The 16,670-nt window shown below is 46.9% G+C and carries 14 protein-coding genes; 10 read left to right on the forward strand and 4 right to left on the reverse strand.

The window, feature by feature from the left end:
• Window positions 1-54: 54 nt before the first annotated feature.
• Entirely contained in the window at window positions 55-1,728 is a 1,674-nt protein-coding gene (locus BLR73_RS11675) for a DUF6377 domain-containing protein (RefSeq protein ID WP_013064973.1), read from the reverse strand.
• A gap of 78 nt (window positions 1,729-1,806) precedes the next feature.
• Entirely contained in the window at window positions 1,807-3,270 is a 1,464-nt protein-coding gene (locus BLR73_RS11680) for a hypothetical protein (protein ID WP_143010947.1), read from the reverse strand.
• Window positions 3,271-3,720: 450 nt separating this feature from the next.
• On the opposite strand from BLR73_RS11680, the gene BLR73_RS11685 reads away from it, so the two are divergent.
• From BLR73_RS11685 to BLR73_RS11695, 3 genes are all read left to right on the forward strand, one after another.
• Window positions 3,721-4,815 carry a hypothetical protein gene (locus tag BLR73_RS11685; protein WP_143010948.1) on the forward strand — a complete coding sequence of 365 codons (1,095 nt, stop codon included), beginning with the start codon at window positions 3,721-3,723 and terminating at the stop codon, window positions 4,813-4,815.
• Between the two features lie 163 nt (window positions 4,816-4,978).
• The gene (locus tag BLR73_RS11690) at window positions 4,979-5,764 is read left to right on the forward strand and encodes a TlpA family protein disulfide reductase (protein WP_176763684.1); all 786 of its coding nucleotides are present in this window, start codon (window positions 4,979-4,981) and stop codon (window positions 5,762-5,764) included.
• Window positions 5,765-5,773: 9 nt separating this feature from the next.
• Window positions 5,774-7,234 (forward strand): TlpA family protein disulfide reductase, encoded by a 1,461-nt coding sequence (locus BLR73_RS11695; RefSeq protein WP_091862203.1) that lies wholly within the window; start codon window positions 5,774-5,776, stop codon window positions 7,232-7,234.
• A 19-nt stretch (window positions 7,235-7,253) separates the two neighbouring features.
• Here the strand turns inward: BLR73_RS11695 and BLR73_RS11700 are convergent, their stop codons facing one another.
• Both BLR73_RS11700 and BLR73_RS11705 read right to left on the reverse strand, forming a co-directional pair.
• Window positions 7,254-8,480, reverse strand: coding sequence for a sugar MFS transporter (locus tag BLR73_RS11700; protein ID WP_033149520.1), 1,227 nt, complete (start codon window positions 8,478-8,480; stop codon window positions 7,254-7,256).
• A 25-nt stretch (window positions 8,481-8,505) separates the two neighbouring features.
• A complete protein-coding gene (locus BLR73_RS11705) occupies window positions 8,506-9,180 on the reverse strand; it encodes an MIP/aquaporin family protein (RefSeq protein ID WP_013064759.1) in 675 nt (224 codons plus the stop codon).
• Window positions 9,181-9,290: 110 nt separating this feature from the next.
• Here BLR73_RS11705 and BLR73_RS11710 point away from each other — a divergent pair, with 110 nt between their 5' ends.
• The 7 genes from BLR73_RS11710 (at window position 9,291) to BLR73_RS11740 (ending at window position 16,653) form a co-directional block, all read left to right on the forward strand.
• Window positions 9,291-10,253: a YqiA/YcfP family alpha/beta fold hydrolase gene (locus BLR73_RS11710; protein WP_233456394.1), complete on the forward strand. Its 963-nt coding sequence runs from the start codon at window positions 9,291-9,293 to the stop codon at window positions 10,251-10,253.
• Between the two features lie 91 nt (window positions 10,254-10,344).
• Window positions 10,345-11,034 carry a lipoate--protein ligase family protein gene (locus BLR73_RS11715; protein ID WP_013064063.1) on the forward strand — a complete coding sequence of 230 codons (690 nt, stop codon included), beginning with the start codon at window positions 10,345-10,347 and terminating at the stop codon, window positions 11,032-11,034.
• Window positions 11,035-11,048: 14 nt separating this feature from the next.
• Window positions 11,049-12,158 carry a glycine cleavage system aminomethyltransferase GcvT gene (gene gcvT / locus BLR73_RS11720; RefSeq protein WP_013063972.1) on the forward strand — a complete coding sequence of 370 codons (1,110 nt, stop codon included), beginning with the start codon at window positions 11,049-11,051 and terminating at the stop codon, window positions 12,156-12,158.
• 5 nt (window positions 12,159-12,163) lie between these two features.
• Entirely contained in the window at window positions 12,164-12,544 is a 381-nt protein-coding gene (gene gcvH / locus BLR73_RS11725) for a glycine cleavage system protein GcvH (RefSeq protein WP_013064567.1), read from the forward strand.
• A 112-nt stretch (window positions 12,545-12,656) separates the two neighbouring features.
• A complete protein-coding gene (gcvPA, locus tag BLR73_RS11730) occupies window positions 12,657-13,973 on the forward strand; it encodes an aminomethyl-transferring glycine dehydrogenase subunit GcvPA (protein WP_091862209.1) in 1,317 nt (438 codons plus the stop codon).
• Window positions 13,970-15,379, forward strand: coding sequence for an aminomethyl-transferring glycine dehydrogenase subunit GcvPB (gene gcvPB, locus BLR73_RS11735; protein ID WP_091862212.1), 1,410 nt, complete (start codon window positions 13,970-13,972; stop codon window positions 15,377-15,379). Before gcvPA ends, gcvPB begins: the two co-directional genes overlap by 4 nt.
• Before the next feature lie 20 nt (window positions 15,380-15,399).
• The gene (locus tag BLR73_RS11740; RefSeq protein ID WP_091862215.1) at window positions 15,400-16,653 is read left to right on the forward strand and encodes a dihydrolipoyl dehydrogenase family protein; all 1,254 of its coding nucleotides are present in this window, start codon (window positions 15,400-15,402) and stop codon (window positions 16,651-16,653) included.
• The last annotated feature ends 17 nt before the right edge of the window (window positions 16,654-16,670 follow it).

Raw genomic sequence — 16,670 nt, forward strand, 5'->3', positions numbered from 1 at the left:
GCCAATTAGTGGATTATTTCAATATTTTTATAATATTTTGTTAACTGTAAGATGCTATTGTATGTTACCTAACTGCTTGATACGCCGTTCGAAACTCTCGCGATTGTCTAATGCACCGTTCTTGATACGCGCACGATAATTATATATGGTATTTACACTGTAATGCAGGAATTCGGCAATCTTCGACGAGTCTTCGATTCCCAGTCGTATCAGGGCGAAAATTCTTATTTCTGTGGTCAGTCGGTTCTCCTCCTTGGGGTGTACCTGCATATCGTCCTGTAGCAGGGCGTTAAAGTCGTTCACGAAATTGGGGAACAGGTGCAGAAATACCGAGTCGAAGTTCTGATACAACTCTTCCAGCTCTTTCTCCTTGAGTTCGGTAGATTTCGACATACGGAACAGATCCTCCAACTCCTTGTTCTTCATCTTCTTGTTCACCATCTTTCGATAGTCGTCCAATTTGTCGATATACTGCGAACACAGACTCATGAATCGGCCGATATACTCCTCTTTTACGCGGTTACTCTCGGATAATTGAGAGTTGAGAGATGATAATTGAGAGTTAAGCGTTGACAACTCTTCGGTTTGTGTGGCTAACTGACTGTTGGCTGTGGCCAGTTCGTCGTTCTTGCCTTTCAGAGCCATACGGGCAGCATCCAACTGCAGGTTGCGGCGGCGCAGGAAGAACAGTACGCCTAACAGCAGTAACAGCAACAGGCTGATGGCAACCAACAGCATGCGTAGCTGGTTTGTGGTATGTTCGCTCTTGGTTTTGTAGTTCTTGGCAATCGTAGTCAGGAGCGGGGCTATCTGCCAGTTGCGTTGGCGCGATCCGTAGCGGTTGGCGCAGTCGCTGGTAAAGCTGATGTAGCTCGATGCCTTGTCGATATCACCGTTCAGCATCAGTTCGTTGGCCAGTTCCCACATCGATCCCTGGTCCATGGCAGCATTACGTATATCGGCTAACACCGATTCAACCAGCCAGTGCATCATTTGGGGCTTGTCGCCTCTCAATTTATATTCTATATAACGGTATAGAGCCACCATTGCGTAGGGGTGACTGCCTGGCTCAACGGTTTTTAGCCATGCATCGTTAATCTTCATCGCATCGTCCAGTCGGCCTTCGCCCTGCGCAGCCTGTTCCAATCTCAGAAAACGGGTTTCGTAGGTGGGGGGCAGAATGTCCATCATCAATTGTTTGTAATGGTCGGCTTTGGCCTGGTACGTCTGTCGCATGTGCTCCAAACGAGTGTAGTAGGCCAGCTCGCTATATACATTATTATATGCCTCGTAGTAAATACCCAGCGAGAGTGTGTCGATACCCACGGGATGTATCGAGTCGAGTGTGTTCAGTGCTTCATCATACATTCCGATGTTCGAACATCTGATAGCCATCAGCGCACGGCATTTTACGGCACCCGATGCATCGCCCAACTGGTCGGCCAGTTTTATACACTCCGTCAGGTGGTACATGGCCGAGTCGCTTACAAAAGCACGGTACAACTCGTAAAGCTGAAAGTTTATCTGATATTTGTTTTTGGGTGTTGTTTCGAATGCCAGTGCCCTTTTGGTCTCGCTAATTTTTTTCTCGTGTGCTGCCACATAGTCGGCAGAGTGTGCTATAGCATGGTCAATCTGCTGGCAGTAAGCCTCCAGATTCAGTTTCTCATCGGCCAGCATCGTGTTGGTTATAGCCAGCAATAAGCATAGAAGTAGTTCTTTCCTCATCTTTTAGTTAATTGTTTTGGCTGCAAATATACCTATTTTTATTTTAAAGACCAAGTAATTTGCCAAAAAAGTTTATTCTTACCTCTCCCGGCTCTTAATCCTCGAACGCATGCTTCTTACCGATGTACGCTTTACATTCAAGGCATTAGCAATGGCCTCGTCGTCGTAGTGTAGGTCGTCTTGCATAATAAGAAATACGTATTGTGCAGTTGAAAGATTGCTGTATTGACGGTTCCACTCCTGCCAGCGCTTCGGGCGCAGTTGGGTGAAGTAATCTACTAAGCATTGTTGTTCCTTAGCGGTGGCCTCGGCGATGCACTGGCGTTGCTGCAATTGGCTGAACATCTGCGTGCCAATCAGCAGTGTTCCTGAGATTCGCTCCATGCGGTTCTCCAGTTCCTTTTTCATACGCTCCATTTCCTGCCCGTTCTCAGCTCCACTCTTTTCCAGTTGTTCAATATTCGTGCGTAGTTCGCTGATACGTCTGGTATCTTCGTCCAGTCGGAAACTTAACTTGCGTACCTTCCTGCGATGCCACCACATACCAATTACGATGCCCAGCGCAACCATCGCAATCAAGGCAATTATCAGTCCTTGCATCCATGACGTTCGGCGGTAGAAATCCTTCGTCTGCTGCACTTCGTCAAACTTCTGCTGCCAATCTGCCATCTGTATGGTCTGATTCACATATCTCATGGAGTCATTATATGCCTTCACTTTTCTTCCGGCCTCTAATGCCTGTTCCTGTCTGCCTGTCAGTTCATAGAGTTCGGAGAGAAGTTCCAAGCCTTTCATGCGGGTCTTCTGGTCATTACCAGCCATACCCACCTCTGCTTCCGCCAGTATGATGGCCTTCTCATATTGCCTTTGTGCTTTTCGTATGCGGGCCAATGTCAGGTGGCCTAAATTGCTGTGAGTTTCCATCCATCCTCCATCGCTTGACGGGAAATATACATTGACATAGCCGCCATTTTCTTCCCACTTCTTAATGTATTCCTCTGCCTTTGCAAACTCTCCCTTCTCCTCATATATCAATGCCATGATGCTGTAGATATTGGCCAGCAAGTCTTGGCTTGCATATTTCTTCAGTTGAAGGCATTTCGACATGTAAGTGTATGCACTGTCCTTCTGATCCATGTCGGCATAGGCTGTAGCACAATTAAAGAGACCTCTTAGTATCTTCATACTATCCTTGAGTTCGATACTACTGTCGAGCCACTTATGCGCGTATTTTAAGGTTTGCGATTGATTATCGATGATGATGTTCACATAATGCAGGCTGTTATAGACGAGGTTTTTCAATTCCTCATCGTCAGCATCCTCCGATATTATCTCCGCCACTTTGAAGTCTTTGACGGCACCAGGCATATTGCCGAGTTTCGACATTCTGATGGCACCACGATAAAAATAGGCACGGCCACGGTGCCATTCGTCACCGTGCTGGTTGTAATATGCTATGCTGGCGGATATGAGCGAGTCGTTGTCAATCATTCCATAAACCATATACATACCATGCGTCTTGGAGATCAGTATTGTCTTCAATAGTCCGTATTCAGCCTTGTCTTGCTCCGACAGGGAGTTTGTATGCACCTTCGCCAAAACGACTTTGGCCGATTCAGGATTAACTTCTATCAGACCCCAGACCTGCCTTAGTAGAGGATGTTGCTGTTCAGTGCATCCAAACACGACAGCCATGACTGCCAGTATGATGAATAGTTTCTTCATATTAATGATTATTTTGCTGCAAAATTACGGCTATTTCATTATATATGCAAGTCTTTTTTATGGTTTTTCCCTCTTTCGCCCGTTCCTCTCAGCCACTTTTTTCTTTGTTTGTTTTTATTTATCTTGTTTATTATCAATCAATTATCTTCAAAAAGCATGCAACACCCCCTATGGCAATTTCCCCCTCAAAACCTTGCGCGGTTCATATATTCATCCTATCTTTGCCATCGGATTAAGTTAAACAAATCATTAAAATACAAAACGATTATGAAGAAGAAAAGTATCTTATTTTTATGTCTGGTCGGTATAACATCATTCGTGTCGTGTTCAGACAAAAGCAGTGCGGAATTTGAAGTGTCTCTAGAGGGACAACTTGTAAAGACAGACGTGAATAAGGGCAAATGGCCAAAATGGATGTTTGGGGACAATATCTATGCAATAGATCATGACAGAAGTATTTATTCAAGTAAACTGACAAGTACAGAATGGCAGAAAGCAGAGAAAGTATTGGTCCATGGACATGGGCAGAATGAGTTTGGTGATGTGGTCTTATCGAAAGATAATGTTGAGGCATTATATGTTATTGATCATCCTTTTGAAGGTGACATGGGTAGTCTGGCGATGGCCTCTCTGACGAAAATTAAACAAACTGACAATATTGCCGCAATCAAGAACCCGGATAATTGGGAGAAGTATGACCTTTCGAAAATGCCTTTTTGGTTGTGTGGCGATCAGTTCGAAGTCTTGTCCGACTCCACTATTCTTACGGTAGGAACACCCCAAGACGATATACACCATATTTTCTCTGTCATCAACTTTAAGAACCAGACAGTAACTCCGCTTGACTATTGGCCCAACGATAGTACGCCAGAGGTTTTAGATGATGAGAAACTGATGGTATATACCCATGGTAGTGGAATCAAAGGGAATGGTAAAGACAGATTCCTGTATTGGGATGATTCGGGAAAGCTCGCTTTCATCTTTACTATTGATGGCACAAAAACGAATATTTTGAACTCTATTTATTCAGACCCCCTCCCAATCCCTGGGATTGCTAAAACGCCATCAACCGAACGAATACATTGTTGCACAGATAATGACAGAATTTATCTGCTTTATAAGCATTCCAACCGCAAGGGTGAAATCATGGAGGAATATGATATGAAGGAACCCTTCCCGTGGGGTAATACCGTCGAGGTGTATAACTGGGATGGCGTCAAGCAACACATCATTCATCTTGATAAGTTTGGACAAGAGATTATGTTATCCCAGGATGGTAAGACCCTTTACCTTTATTCTGATTTTATCGATGACGAAACTGAGCCTTATATTTACTCATACGATTTAAGTTTCCTGAAATAAATATCTAATGAGCCAAGTTATGAACAAAAAATATATACAGGTTACAATTATCTCAATCGTTGGTATATTACTCATTTGTGGTTGTACGCAAACATCCAAAAACACGAAGGACTCCCAAAAAAGATCTGAACTGGAGGCGGTCGATACTTTGCATATCCTGCAGGTGGGAGAAAAAGCCGTTGATGCAGAACTATTCGACATGCAAGGCAACAAGCATCGTCTGTTTGAAGCTTTCGCCGATAACCGCTATGTGCTGTTCGACTTTTGGAATCTTCATTGTGGAGCGTGCCGAAAGGCAGAGTCGGAGTTGCTGGAGGTCTATGACCGGATGAAAGGCCGACTTGAAATCGTTGCCATTAACTTGGATTCTATCTCAGAGTGGCAAGCGCACGAATGGAGCAAGAAGATTGTTTGGAAGAACTGGAATGACGGCAAGAAGTTCAAGCAAGGAGGTATCAAGAGCCACTATTACGATTTTAATGCCGTACCTTTCTACGTATTATTGTCGCCTGATGGCCGTATTCTGTGGGAGATGGCAGGTTATGGCACAGGTTGTTTCCTTGGAATTGCCGAGGCTTTGAATGGTCCCAAGCAAGACAATTATGCCAATCCAAATCTTGCCATCAGGAAAATCGATACCAACGCCAACGGCACCACCATCGGTTTCCGCTATTATACACAAAAAGATTTCTGGTTCAGCATTGCCCACGATTCTCACCTCACCGCCAACGGCAAGAAATACAAACTGACATCAGCCGACGGCATCAAGCTCGACGAGGATAACACGCCCCAAACCAAAGCCTACACCGTCAGGGCGAAATACGGAGCCGACATTAACTATTGCGACTTCACCCTTACCTTCGAACCGTTCAACACCATCCCCACCACCTTCGACTTCAAGACAGGTGACGGCGAGGACGACTTTGTTATCCGAAATGTTTCAGTATAATAACCAATTATGAACAAGAAAAGTATTATTACGATGATGCTCGCACTCGTCACAATGGCGGGGCAGGCACAGACAAAGACTGCAACTATCACAGGTTATTCACCCGCTCTGAAAGAAGGCACATTGGTTATTGGTGGTGCTGGCACTTCATGGGAAATTGTAGACAGTGTTAGGGCTGGACATTTCAGCCTGACTGTTCCTGTAGAAGAACTCTCTGTTGGTGGTATGTCTTGTATTGGCGAAGGTCTCCCTAATTTTACTTTAAACCTGATGCTGAAGCCTGGAGTGACGGTGACAGTATCGGGCACAGATTGCCTCTTTCCTCTATGGAAAGTAGAAAGCCCGATTCCTGAACAGCAGACGTTAAACCGCATAAGAGATTATTGTCGTGAAACTATCGTAGATTTTATCAAAATAGAACAGAACAGAGATATGGCAAAGTTCGACTCTATCAACTTGGTATTAATGAAGCAAGAGCTTGACATTCTTTCCTCATTACCTGTGGATGTTGCCTCAATCAGCAAACTTAGTAACATAGCCAGGATGCCGAAAAATATGAAAGACTTTCCATATATGGAGCAATTGAAGAATCTTGAGAAGACTTTTGCTGCTCGCTCGCCGAAAGGATTTGAAGCTCAGCTGGCAGAGATACACACCTATATTTATCCCCCAAAAGTCCTACAGTTGGGCGATGAAACCGTTGATGCAGAGCTCTTCGATATGCAGGGAAAAAAACATCATTTGTTTGATGCCTTCGCCGATGGGCGCTATGTATTGCTAGATTTCTGGGGAATCGGATGTGGCCCGTGCAGAATGTCTGAACCAGAGATGAGAGAGGTCTATGAGAGAATGAAAGGAAAGCTTGAAATCATTGGTATTAATGAGGATGATGTTTCTACTTGGAAAAATAGCGATTTCAGCAAGAGCATTATTTGGAAGAACTGGAACGACGGCATGAGGGGAAGCAGCGTCAACAGTATATATTGCGATATGGGAGCCATACCTTATTATGTGTTGATCACGCCTGATAAACGCATCGTCTGGAAAGCCATGGGTTATAATCCGGGATGGTTCTTAGGTATAGCCGACGTCGTAAACGGACTCAGAATCAAGCAAGACAACAGTGCCAATTACCATTTCAGCGTCCGCCAGATAAATACCAACGCCAACGGCACCACCATCAAGTTCCGCTATTATGGTCATAAAGACTATTGGTTCCGCATCGTAAAGGAATCCTATCTTGAAGCCAATGGCAAGAGATATAGGCTAATGACAGCCGATGGGATAACTCTTGATGAGAACAACTATCCCGCTGTAAAAGCAACAGATGCTACCAATGGCTTTCAAAGTGGCTTGAACTATTCTGAATTCACGCTTTCTTTCGAACCCTTCGAAACCATTCCCCAAACATTCGACTTCAAGGAAGGCGACGGCGAAGGAGCTTTCGTCATCCGCAATATTAGTCTGTAAAAAAAGAAGCTTGCTCGAATTAATCGAGCAAGCCTTTTTCTTCGCGGTGGACGCTGAGGCCGAAGCCGTAGAGAGCTACCACGATATAACAGAGTAGAGGGATGATGAAGGGCACCACCATGTCGGTGGCATCGGCTATGATACCTACCAGCAGGAAGCCACATCCGCCCACAGGCGTCATCATCAGAATGCTGGAAGCACTCTTGGTGAGTGAACCTAATCCGCGAACTGCGAGTGAGAAAATGGTGGGGAACATAATGGCTTCGAACAGATAGTTGCCCAGCAGACCTATCAGCGACAGGCGGCCGAAATTCATGAGCACTGCCATGATGCACAGCACGCAACCGCAACCGCAGATAAGCAGCATGTGTTCGGCTGGCAGCCAGCGCATGATAAAACTGCCTACAAAACGGCCCACCATGAAGAATGCCAGGGCACCCGTCAGCACCATCGAGGCCGTGCGGTCGTCCATCCACCCCATGCCCGTAACATAGTTGATGAAATAGCTGTTGATAGAAATCTCGGCTACCTCGTAAGACAGTAAGGCGATGAGACCATAGACAAAATACTTATGACTCCAGATGCGCTTCAATGGCTCGCGACCATACTTGGCTTTCTCTTCCAATCCGTCGTTGTGCTTGATTTCAGGCAGTTTTACACGCGCAAAAATGCAGGCTATCACTAACACCACTGCACCTAAGATGACATAAGGTATCGCGATGTTGCCACCATCATCGCTGAACAGGAACTGGCCCACGGCAAAGGTGGCAAACAGGCAACCCAGACCATTGAACGACTGCGAGAGGTTTAATCTGCTGGAGGCCGTTTCCTTGCCGCCTAGTTCTGTGACGTAAGGGTTGGCAGCAGTCTCCAGGAATACCAGGCCCACGCTGATGATGAACAGCGCAAACAGGTAGGCATCTAAGGTACCAGCCTCGGTACAAGGCACAAACAACCATGAGCCCAGACCAAACAGTAGCAATCCGAATACTACGCCACGACGATAGCCGAAGCGGTTAATAAACAAACCTGCAGGGATAGCCATCAGGAAGTAGCCCATATAGGTGGTTACCTGGATGAGGCTCGACTGGGTGATGCTGATGTGCATCTCGTTCTGGAAGTGTTTGTTAAGCACATCGAGAATGGCACGGGCAAATCCCCACAAGAAAAAGAGAGTTGTAATCAATACAAACGGCACCAAATAGTTGGCGCCGTTTGCCCTAAAAAGTCCGTTGTTTTGTTTCACTGTAGTTAATTTCCTTTTTATATATTTATTTATCTGAATCAATCAGTTTCCAGATACCTGCTGCACATGCACCACCAACAAAAGGACCAACAATGAAAATCCAGAGATTAGACAAAGCTGTGCCGCCCTCGAAGATGGCAGGAGCGATAGAACGGGCAGGATTTACCGATGTGCCTGTATAGCGGATGCAAACCAAGTGAACCAGAATAAGCGACAGACCGATAGCCAGTCCGGCAAAGTTGTTGGTAGCACCATTGGTCTTGGCAGTAGCGCCCAGCACTACGAGCACAAATACACAAGTAAAGATAATCTCGGCCAGCAGTCCGCCCAGCACGCTTACGTTAGCCTGCAGATCGTTGGCGCCAGTACCCTCCAAACCTGGTACATTCTCGGTAAGTATATACAATAGCAGAGAGCCGATGAAAGCACCAATCACCTGGAACAGCATGTACATGCCACAATCCTTGCCACTGATACGACCGCTCAGGAAGCATCCTAAGGTGATGGCAGGATTAATGTGGCAACCACTGATGCCACCGATGGTATAGGCCATTGCCACCACCGATAAGCCAAAGGCAAATGCCGTACCTACCACAGCGGGGATGTTGTTTACTGGGTCGCAACCCAAACTAACTGCTACACCGCAGCCCATCAACACGAGCACCATAGTGCCCACCATTTCTGCTAAATACTTTTTCATAACATAGAAGTTTAAAATGTTGATTGATATGTAGATTTTTGCTTGCAAAGATACAAATTATTTCGTTCCGTGCAAATTTTTTCGCGGTATTTTTGTAATTTTGCACCATGATGGATTTATTTAAAGGTAAAAAAGTAATGTATGTGCATGGCTTTGCCTCGTCGGGGCAGAGTGGCACTGTAACTCGTATCCGTGAGATGTTGACCGAGGCCGAGGTGATTGCCCCCGACCTGCCCATCCACCCCGAGGAGGCGATGGCTCTATTATATAAGATATGTGAAACCGAGAAGCCCGATCTGATTATCGGCACTTCGATGGGTGGCATGTATGCCGAGATGCTGCATGGCTATGACCGCATATTGGTGAACCCTGCCATGCAGATGGGCGATACAATGAAAGAGCACGGTATGATTGGTGCCCAGCACTTTCAGAACCCACGACAGGATGGCGTGCAGGATTTTATCGTCACCAAGGCCCTGGTAAAGGAGTATAAGGATATCACCGAGAAGTGCTTTGCCGATACCAGCGAAGCCGAGCAGCAGCATGTCTGGGGCCTCTTTGGCGACGAGGATACGACGGTGAACACCTACGACCTGTTTCGCGAGCACTATCAGCAGGCTGTGCGTTTTCATGGCGAGCACCGTATGAACGATGGCTCGTTTATGCACTCGGTGGTGCCTGTCATCCGTTGGGTGAGCGATAAACAGGAGGGTAGGGAGCGTCCCATTGTGTATATCTGCACCAACACGCTGATTGATCAGTATGGCAAACCACGCAGTTCGTCGCAGAAAGCCATCCGTCAGTTGCTCGAAACCTATCAACTCTACTTTGTGGCTCCTGCTACGGTAGATGCTAAGGATTATGCCGACGTGAATGCCTGGCTGTACGAATACATCAACGTGCCTGCCTACGGGCATACCATTTTTACCAACCAGAAACAACTGCTCTATGGCGATTATCTGATTGATACACAGAAGGTTGATGGCATGGCTACGCTGATAGAGTTTGGTAGCGATACCTTTAAGACATGGGATGATGTGATACCCTACTTTGAACGTCTGGGCGGACAATAAATAAGATTTAGCATTATTTAGAGGAAAGAATTTGGTGGTTACATAAAATCTTCATATTTTTGCAGAAAGTTTTAATGACTATACTTTACAGATGAAATATATCGCCTTACCTACTAACGAACCCCGTCGCCTAAGTTTCTATCTGGCGATGGAGGAGTATGTAGCGCGAAATCTGAACGAACCCGACTGCTTTTTTATGTGGCAAGTAGAGCCCAGTGTTATCTATGGTCGCAACCAGGTGGTTGAGAACGAGGTAAACTTGGCCTATTGTCGCGAGCACGGCATCCAGGTGTATCACCGTAAGAGTGGTGGTGGATGTGTGTATGCCGATATGGACAACCTGATGCTCTCGATGATTACGGATGGCGACAATGTAGGTTTTACCTTTAACCGTTTTGTAACGATGGTGCAACTGGTGCTACATAAGATGGGCGTCGAAGCCACCAGCACCACGCATAACGATATTATGATAGGTGATAAAAAAGTGTGCGGCACGGCTTTCTATCAGTTGCCTGGGCGCAGCATCGTTCATAGCACCATGCTCTACGACACCAATATGGAGCACATGCTGAATGCCATCACGCCAGGGCCGGAGAAGTTAGAGAAGAAAGGCATACAGAGCGTGCGGCAACGCATCACCTTTTTAAAAGACCACACCACGTTATCGCTCGATGAGATAAAAACAATGATACGGCAAACCCTGTGTGATGGCGAGGTGATGCTCACAAACCAACAAATTAAGGACATTGAACAAATAGAATCATTAAAATACAATAATTAAAAATACAATAATCTATGGCAATAAAACAAGAACTAGAAAAGAAAGAAAAGCGTACTTGCTTGTACGACAAGCATCTACAGCTTGGTGCCACCATGGTAACGTTTGGTGGTTTTGACATGCCCTTGCTTTATCAGATGGCTGGTATTGCTCCCGAGCATACGGCCGTTCGCGAGCATGTGGGCTTGTTTGATGTTTCGCACATGGGCGAGGTAACCGTAAAAGGTCCTGATGCCGAGCGTTATGTGCAGCACATTTTTACCAACGATATCGCTGGTGCTCCTGTGGGCAAGATCTACTATGGTATGATGTGCTACGAGAATGGAGGTACGGTTGACGATCTGTTGGTGTATAAGATGGGCGAGAACGATTTCTTCCTGGTCATCAATGCCGCTAACATCGATAAGGACTGGGCCTGGATGCAACAGAATGCCGAGGGCTTTGATATCGACCTGCAGAACCGTTCCGACTTCTATGGTCAGATAGCCGTTCAGGGTCCTGAGAGCGAGCATATCGTTGAAACGGTATTGGGCTTGCCTTGTGCCGAACTGGTGTTCTATACTTGTAAGACTATTGGCGATGTTATCATCTCTCGTACAGGTTATACGGGCGAGGATGGATTTGAAATTTATGCCAATCACGACTATATCCGTGAGTGCTGGGACAAGCTGATTGCAGCAGGTGTTCAGGCTTGTGGACTGGGTTGTCGCGATACCCTGCGTTTCGAGGTGGGCTTGCCACTTTATGGCGACGAACTCTCGGAGGATATCACACCTATCATGGCTGGCTTGGGCATGTTCGTTAAGTTGGATAAGACCGAGTTTATTGGTAAGGAGGCACTGGCCAAGCAAAAGGCCGAAGGTCCTGCTAAGAAACTGGTGGGTATCGAACTGATGGATAAGGCCATCCCCCGTCATGGTTACACCGTGCTGAATATGGCAGGCGAACCTATCGGTGAGGTAACAACTGGCTATCACACCTTATCTACTGATAAGAGCGTGTGTATGGCACTCATCGATGCCGCATACGCCAAACTGGATACCGAAGTGCAGATTCAGATTCGCAAAAAGGTATTCCCTGGCAAGGTGGTAAAAAAGCAATTCTATACTAAAAATTATAAGAAATAAATATTATGGCTAAAGTAATTGAAGGACTCTACTACTCAGAGTCTCACGAATTTGTTAGAGTAGAAGGTGATTTTGGTTTTGTAGGTATTACCGACTATGCTCAGAATGCGCTGGGCAATGTGGTTTATGTAGATATGCCTGATGTTGACGACGAAGTTGAAGCAGGTGAGGAGTTTGGTGCCGTTGAAAGCGTAAAGGCTGCATCGGATCTGATTTCGCCCGTTAGTGGCACCGTTGTAGAGGTTAACGAAGCTCTCGACGACCAGCCTGAACTCATCAACCAGGATGCCTTTGAGAACTGGATTATCAAAGTACAGCTCAGCGATCCTTCTGAGGTTGAAAACCTGATGGATGCCAAGGCCTACGCTGCTTTCTGCGAAAAATAATTATTAGGCACGGATTAACACGGCTTTATAAATAAAGACGCGGCTCTTTACAAAAAAAAGCAGTGCCTCTCTAAAGAGAGCCGTGTTAATCCGTGCCAAAAATATACTATCTATGGATTACAAGTATTTTCCACATACAGAAACCGACTTGCAGGCGATGATGGAGAAGGTGGGGGTGACAGACTTGGATGGTCTGTATGCCCAGATACCCGATGCCATCCGCTTTAAGGGCGACTACCAGTTGCCCTCGGAGATGAGCGAGTTGGAAGTGCGCCAACTGTTTGATAAGTTGGGTTCGCAGAACCAACAGCTTACCTGCTTTGCTGGCTATGGTGTTTACGATCACTATATGCCATCTGTTATCCCAAGTTTGCTGCAACGTTCAGAGTTCCTTACCTCGTACACCCCGTACCAGGCTGAGATATCACAGGGCACTTTGCACTATATCTTTGAGTATCAGAGCATGATGGCCGAACTGACAGGTATGGACATCTCTAACGCTTCGATGTACGATGGTACTACCGCTACTGCCGAGGCTATGATGATGGCTGTTGCCGCAGGTAAGAAACAGAACAAGGTGCTGGTATCAGCAGGTCTGAATCCCAAGACCCGCGAGGTGCTCGATACCTATGCCCTGCATCAAGGAATCGAACTCGAAACCATCCCTCTGAAGGATGGTGCTACCGATCTCTCAATGCTCAAATCTCAACTCGCAAATGGTGGTGTGGCTGGTGCTATTGTGCAACAGCCTAACGTGTATGGTATTGTTGAAGACTTTACCGGTTTTGCTGAGGCTTGTCATGAGCAGAAGGCTCTGTTTGTCATGAACAGTGTGATTGCCGACTTGGCTGTGCTGAAGACACCAGGCGAGTGGGGTGCTGATATTGCCGTGGGCGATGGTCAGAGCTTGGGTATCCCCATGCAGTTTGGTGGTCCTTACGTAGGCTATATGTGTTGCACCGAGAAGTTGATTCGTAAGATGCCAGGACGCATTGTGGGTATGACCAAGGATAACCGAGGGCAGCGAGCATTTGTGCTCACCCTGCAGGCTCGCGAACAGCATATCCGTCGTCAGAAAGCCACTTCAAACATCTGTTCTAACCAGAGTCTGATGGCGCTCTTTGTTACCATGTATCTGTCGTTGATGGGTAAGCAGGGAGTGAAAGAGGCCGCAGAGCTCTCGTATGCCGGTGCACATTATCTGTGCGACGAACTGGTTAAAACTGGTAAGTTCCATCTGGCTTTCGACAAACCATTCTTTAATGAGTTCTTCGTAAAGTATGATGGCAATGTTGATACTCTCTCTAAGCACTTGCTGGATGCAGGTATATTGGGTGGCGTAAAGCTGGGTGATGGCATTCTGTTTGCCGTTACCGAGAAGCGTACCAAGGAAGAAATTGATAACCTCGTAAACATTGCTGCCCTATGAACAACCGATTATATGGAAATCTGATCTTTGAGCTCTCAAAGGAGGGCCGCAAAGGCTATAGTCTGCCTAAGAATCATTTTGGCAGTTACGAGATACCTGCAGAGATGAAACGTGCCGAAGAGGCTCAGTTGCCTGAGTGCGACGAACTCACCGTGGTGCGCCATTATACCAACCTCTCTAATAATAACTTTGGTGTTGATACGGGCTTCTATCCGCTGGGTTCATGTACCATGAAGTACAATCCCAAAATCAACGAGGAGATGTCCGCTCTGCCCCAGTTCCAGAATCTGCACCCTGAGCAACCTGTCGAAACGGTACGTGGTGCGCAGGCTTTGGTAACCCTGTTGGAAAAGTCGCTCTGCGCACTCACAGGTCTGGCTCACTTCACCTTTAAGCCCTATGCTGGTGCCCATGGTGAGTTAACGGGACTGATGACTATCGACAATTATCATCGTAGTCGTGGTGATATGGCGCGCAAAAAGGTGATTGTGCCCGATAGCGCCCATGGTACCAATCCTGCCTCGGCCGCTGTGTGTGGCTTGGAGATTGTTGAGGTGAAATCGTTGGCTAATGGTCAGGTTGATTTCGAGGATCTGCAACGCTTGGTAGCTGAGCAGGGAACTGAGATTGCCGCTATGATGATGACCAATCCTAATACCCTCGGACTGTTTGAAACTCGTATTCCTGAGATTGCCCAGTTGATTCATGACTGTGGCGGATTGATGTACTATGATGGTGCCAACCTGAACCCGATGCTGGGCGCTTGTCGTCCTGGTGATATGGGCTTTGATGTGATGCATATTAACCTGCATAAGACCTTCTCAACGCCTCATGGCGGTGGTGGTCCTGGCGCTGGTCCTGTGGGTGTTCGCGAAGGATTGCAGGATTGCTTCCCATTTGTGTCGCCCTATCAGGGTAACTATGGTGTGATGATGCGTGCCTATGCTTACATCCTCTCGTTGGGTCGTGAACATGTCAAGGAGGTTGGTCCGTTAGCCACCTTGAATGCCAACTATATCAAGGAGTCGCTCAAGGATGTGTACGAACTGCCTATCGACACCATCTGTTGTCATGAGTTTGTGTTCGACGGACTGAAGGATAAATCGACGGGTGTTACCACGATGGACGTGGCTAAGCGATTGCTCGATTACGGCTATCATGCGCCAACCATCTACTTCCCCTTGTTGTTCCACGAGAGCTTGATGATCGAGCCTACGGAGAACGAGTCGAAGGAAACGCTGGATGGCTTTATTGCCGTGATGCGACAGATTGCCGAGGAGGCTAAGACCGATCCCGAACTGGTGAAGGGCGCTCCACACGATACGCCTATTGGCCGTGTCGACGATGTCCTCGCTGCTAAGCATCCTGTTACGACCTACCGTCAACTCCAGGCAGAAAATGTTTAATGTTTAATCTTTAATGTTTAATGTCTAAGGTTGATTTGATTATCATCGGCGCGGGCCCAGGTGGTTACCGCGCCGCTGAATATGCCGCTAAGCAAGGCTTAAAGGTGGTTATCTTCGAAGGCTCAGAGGTGGGGGGTACCTGTTTGAATGTGGGTTGTATACCCACCAAGACCTATGTGCATAGTGCTACCTTTGCTGAGGCTCGCGAACGCATGGCAACAGTTGTTAGTCAGCTTCGTCAGGGTGTTGAGGGCATCCTTTCGCATCCCAATATCACGTTGGTTCGTGAGAAGGGTGTGTTTACAGATGCTCATACCGTTGGCGATTATACTGCCGATAACATCATCATTGCTACCGGCTCCGAAACCAAGTGGCTTCCCATCAAGGGTAAAGATAATCCTCGTGTAGTCGACTCTACTGGCTTGTTGAATCTCGAAACCCAGCCCAAGCGCCTGGCTATTATTGGTGCTGGTGTGATAGGTATGGAGTTCGCCTCGGTGTTCAATCGCTTTGGTACCGAGGTAACGGTGATTGAGTATCTGAAGGAGTGCTTGCCAGCCCTTGATAGCGATATCGCCAAGCGCCTGCGTAAGTATCTTGAAAGGCCACGGGTAGGCGACGGAACGTCGGGAATGAAAGGCGGTATCACCTTTAAGATGAAGACTGCCGTAGAAGATATCGCCGATATCGATGCCGATGTTGTCCTGATGGCTACAGGTAGAAAACCTCGTGTGCAGGCTGACTTTGCCAATGCTGGTATTGAGTTCGATGAGCGCAAGGGCGTTACCGTAGATGATCACTTCAAGACTACCGTTAATGGCATCTTCGCTATTGGCGATGTAAATGGCAAGCAGATGCTGGCTCATGCCGCTGAGATGCAGGCCATCCATGTGGTGAATCAGATTATCGGCAAACCCGACAATATCCGTTTTGATATCATGCCTGCGGCCATCTTTACACAGCCCGAAGCCGCTTGTGTGGGTCCAACCGAAGACCAGCTCAAAGCCGAAGGTATTGCTTATGAGTGCAGAAAGTCGTTCTGGCGCGCTAATGGTAAAGCTATGGCGATGAACGAAACCGAAGGCATGCTGAAGTTGTTTGTATCACCTGATGATGGTGCCATCTTAGGTTGTCATGCCTATGGCGCCCATTCGGCTGATATTGTACAGGAGGTGAGCGTGCTGATGTGCAAACATACCACAATCGCCGAACTCGCCGATATGGTACATATCCATCCGACACTGTCAGAAATATTAAAGTCCGCTGTAGAGTAACAACGGACTTTATAACT

Source organism: Prevotella sp. khp1, assembly GCF_900102205.1.
GTDB lineage: Bacteria > Bacteroidota > Bacteroidia > Bacteroidales > Bacteroidaceae > Prevotella > Prevotella ruminicola.

What these genes read in the sequence shown, in the direction of transcription:
- BLR73_RS11675 (WP_013064973.1), bottom strand. Translation starts at nt 1,728, where the DNA reads ATGAGGAAAGAACTACTTCTATGCTTATTGCTGGCTATAACCAACACG.
- BLR73_RS11685 (WP_143010948.1), top strand. Translation starts at nt 3,721, where the DNA reads ATGAAGAAGAAAAGTATCTTATTTTTATGTCTGGTCGGTATAACATCA.
- BLR73_RS11695 (WP_091862203.1), top strand. Translation starts at nt 5,774, where the DNA reads ATGAACAAGAAAAGTATTATTACGATGATGCTCGCACTCGTCACAATG.
- BLR73_RS11705 (WP_013064759.1), bottom strand. Translation starts at nt 9,180, where the DNA reads ATGAAAAAGTATTTAGCAGAAATGGTGGGCACTATGGTGCTCGTGTTG.
- BLR73_RS11710 (WP_233456394.1), top strand. Translation starts at nt 9,291, where the DNA reads ATGGATTTATTTAAAGGTAAAAAAGTAATGTATGTGCATGGCTTTGCC.
- BLR73_RS11715 (WP_013064063.1), top strand. Translation starts at nt 10,345, where the DNA reads ATGAAATATATCGCCTTACCTACTAACGAACCCCGTCGCCTAAGTTTC.
- gcvT (WP_013063972.1), top strand. Translation starts at nt 11,049, where the DNA reads ATGGCAATAAAACAAGAACTAGAAAAGAAAGAAAAGCGTACTTGCTTG.
- gcvH (WP_013064567.1), top strand. Translation starts at nt 12,164, where the DNA reads ATGGCTAAAGTAATTGAAGGACTCTACTACTCAGAGTCTCACGAATTT.
- gcvPA (WP_091862209.1), top strand. Translation starts at nt 12,657, where the DNA reads ATGGATTACAAGTATTTTCCACATACAGAAACCGACTTGCAGGCGATG.
- gcvPB (WP_091862212.1), top strand. Translation starts at nt 13,970, where the DNA reads ATGAACAACCGATTATATGGAAATCTGATCTTTGAGCTCTCAAAGGAG.
- BLR73_RS11740 (WP_091862215.1), top strand. Translation starts at nt 15,400, where the DNA reads ATGTCTAAGGTTGATTTGATTATCATCGGCGCGGGCCCAGGTGGTTAC.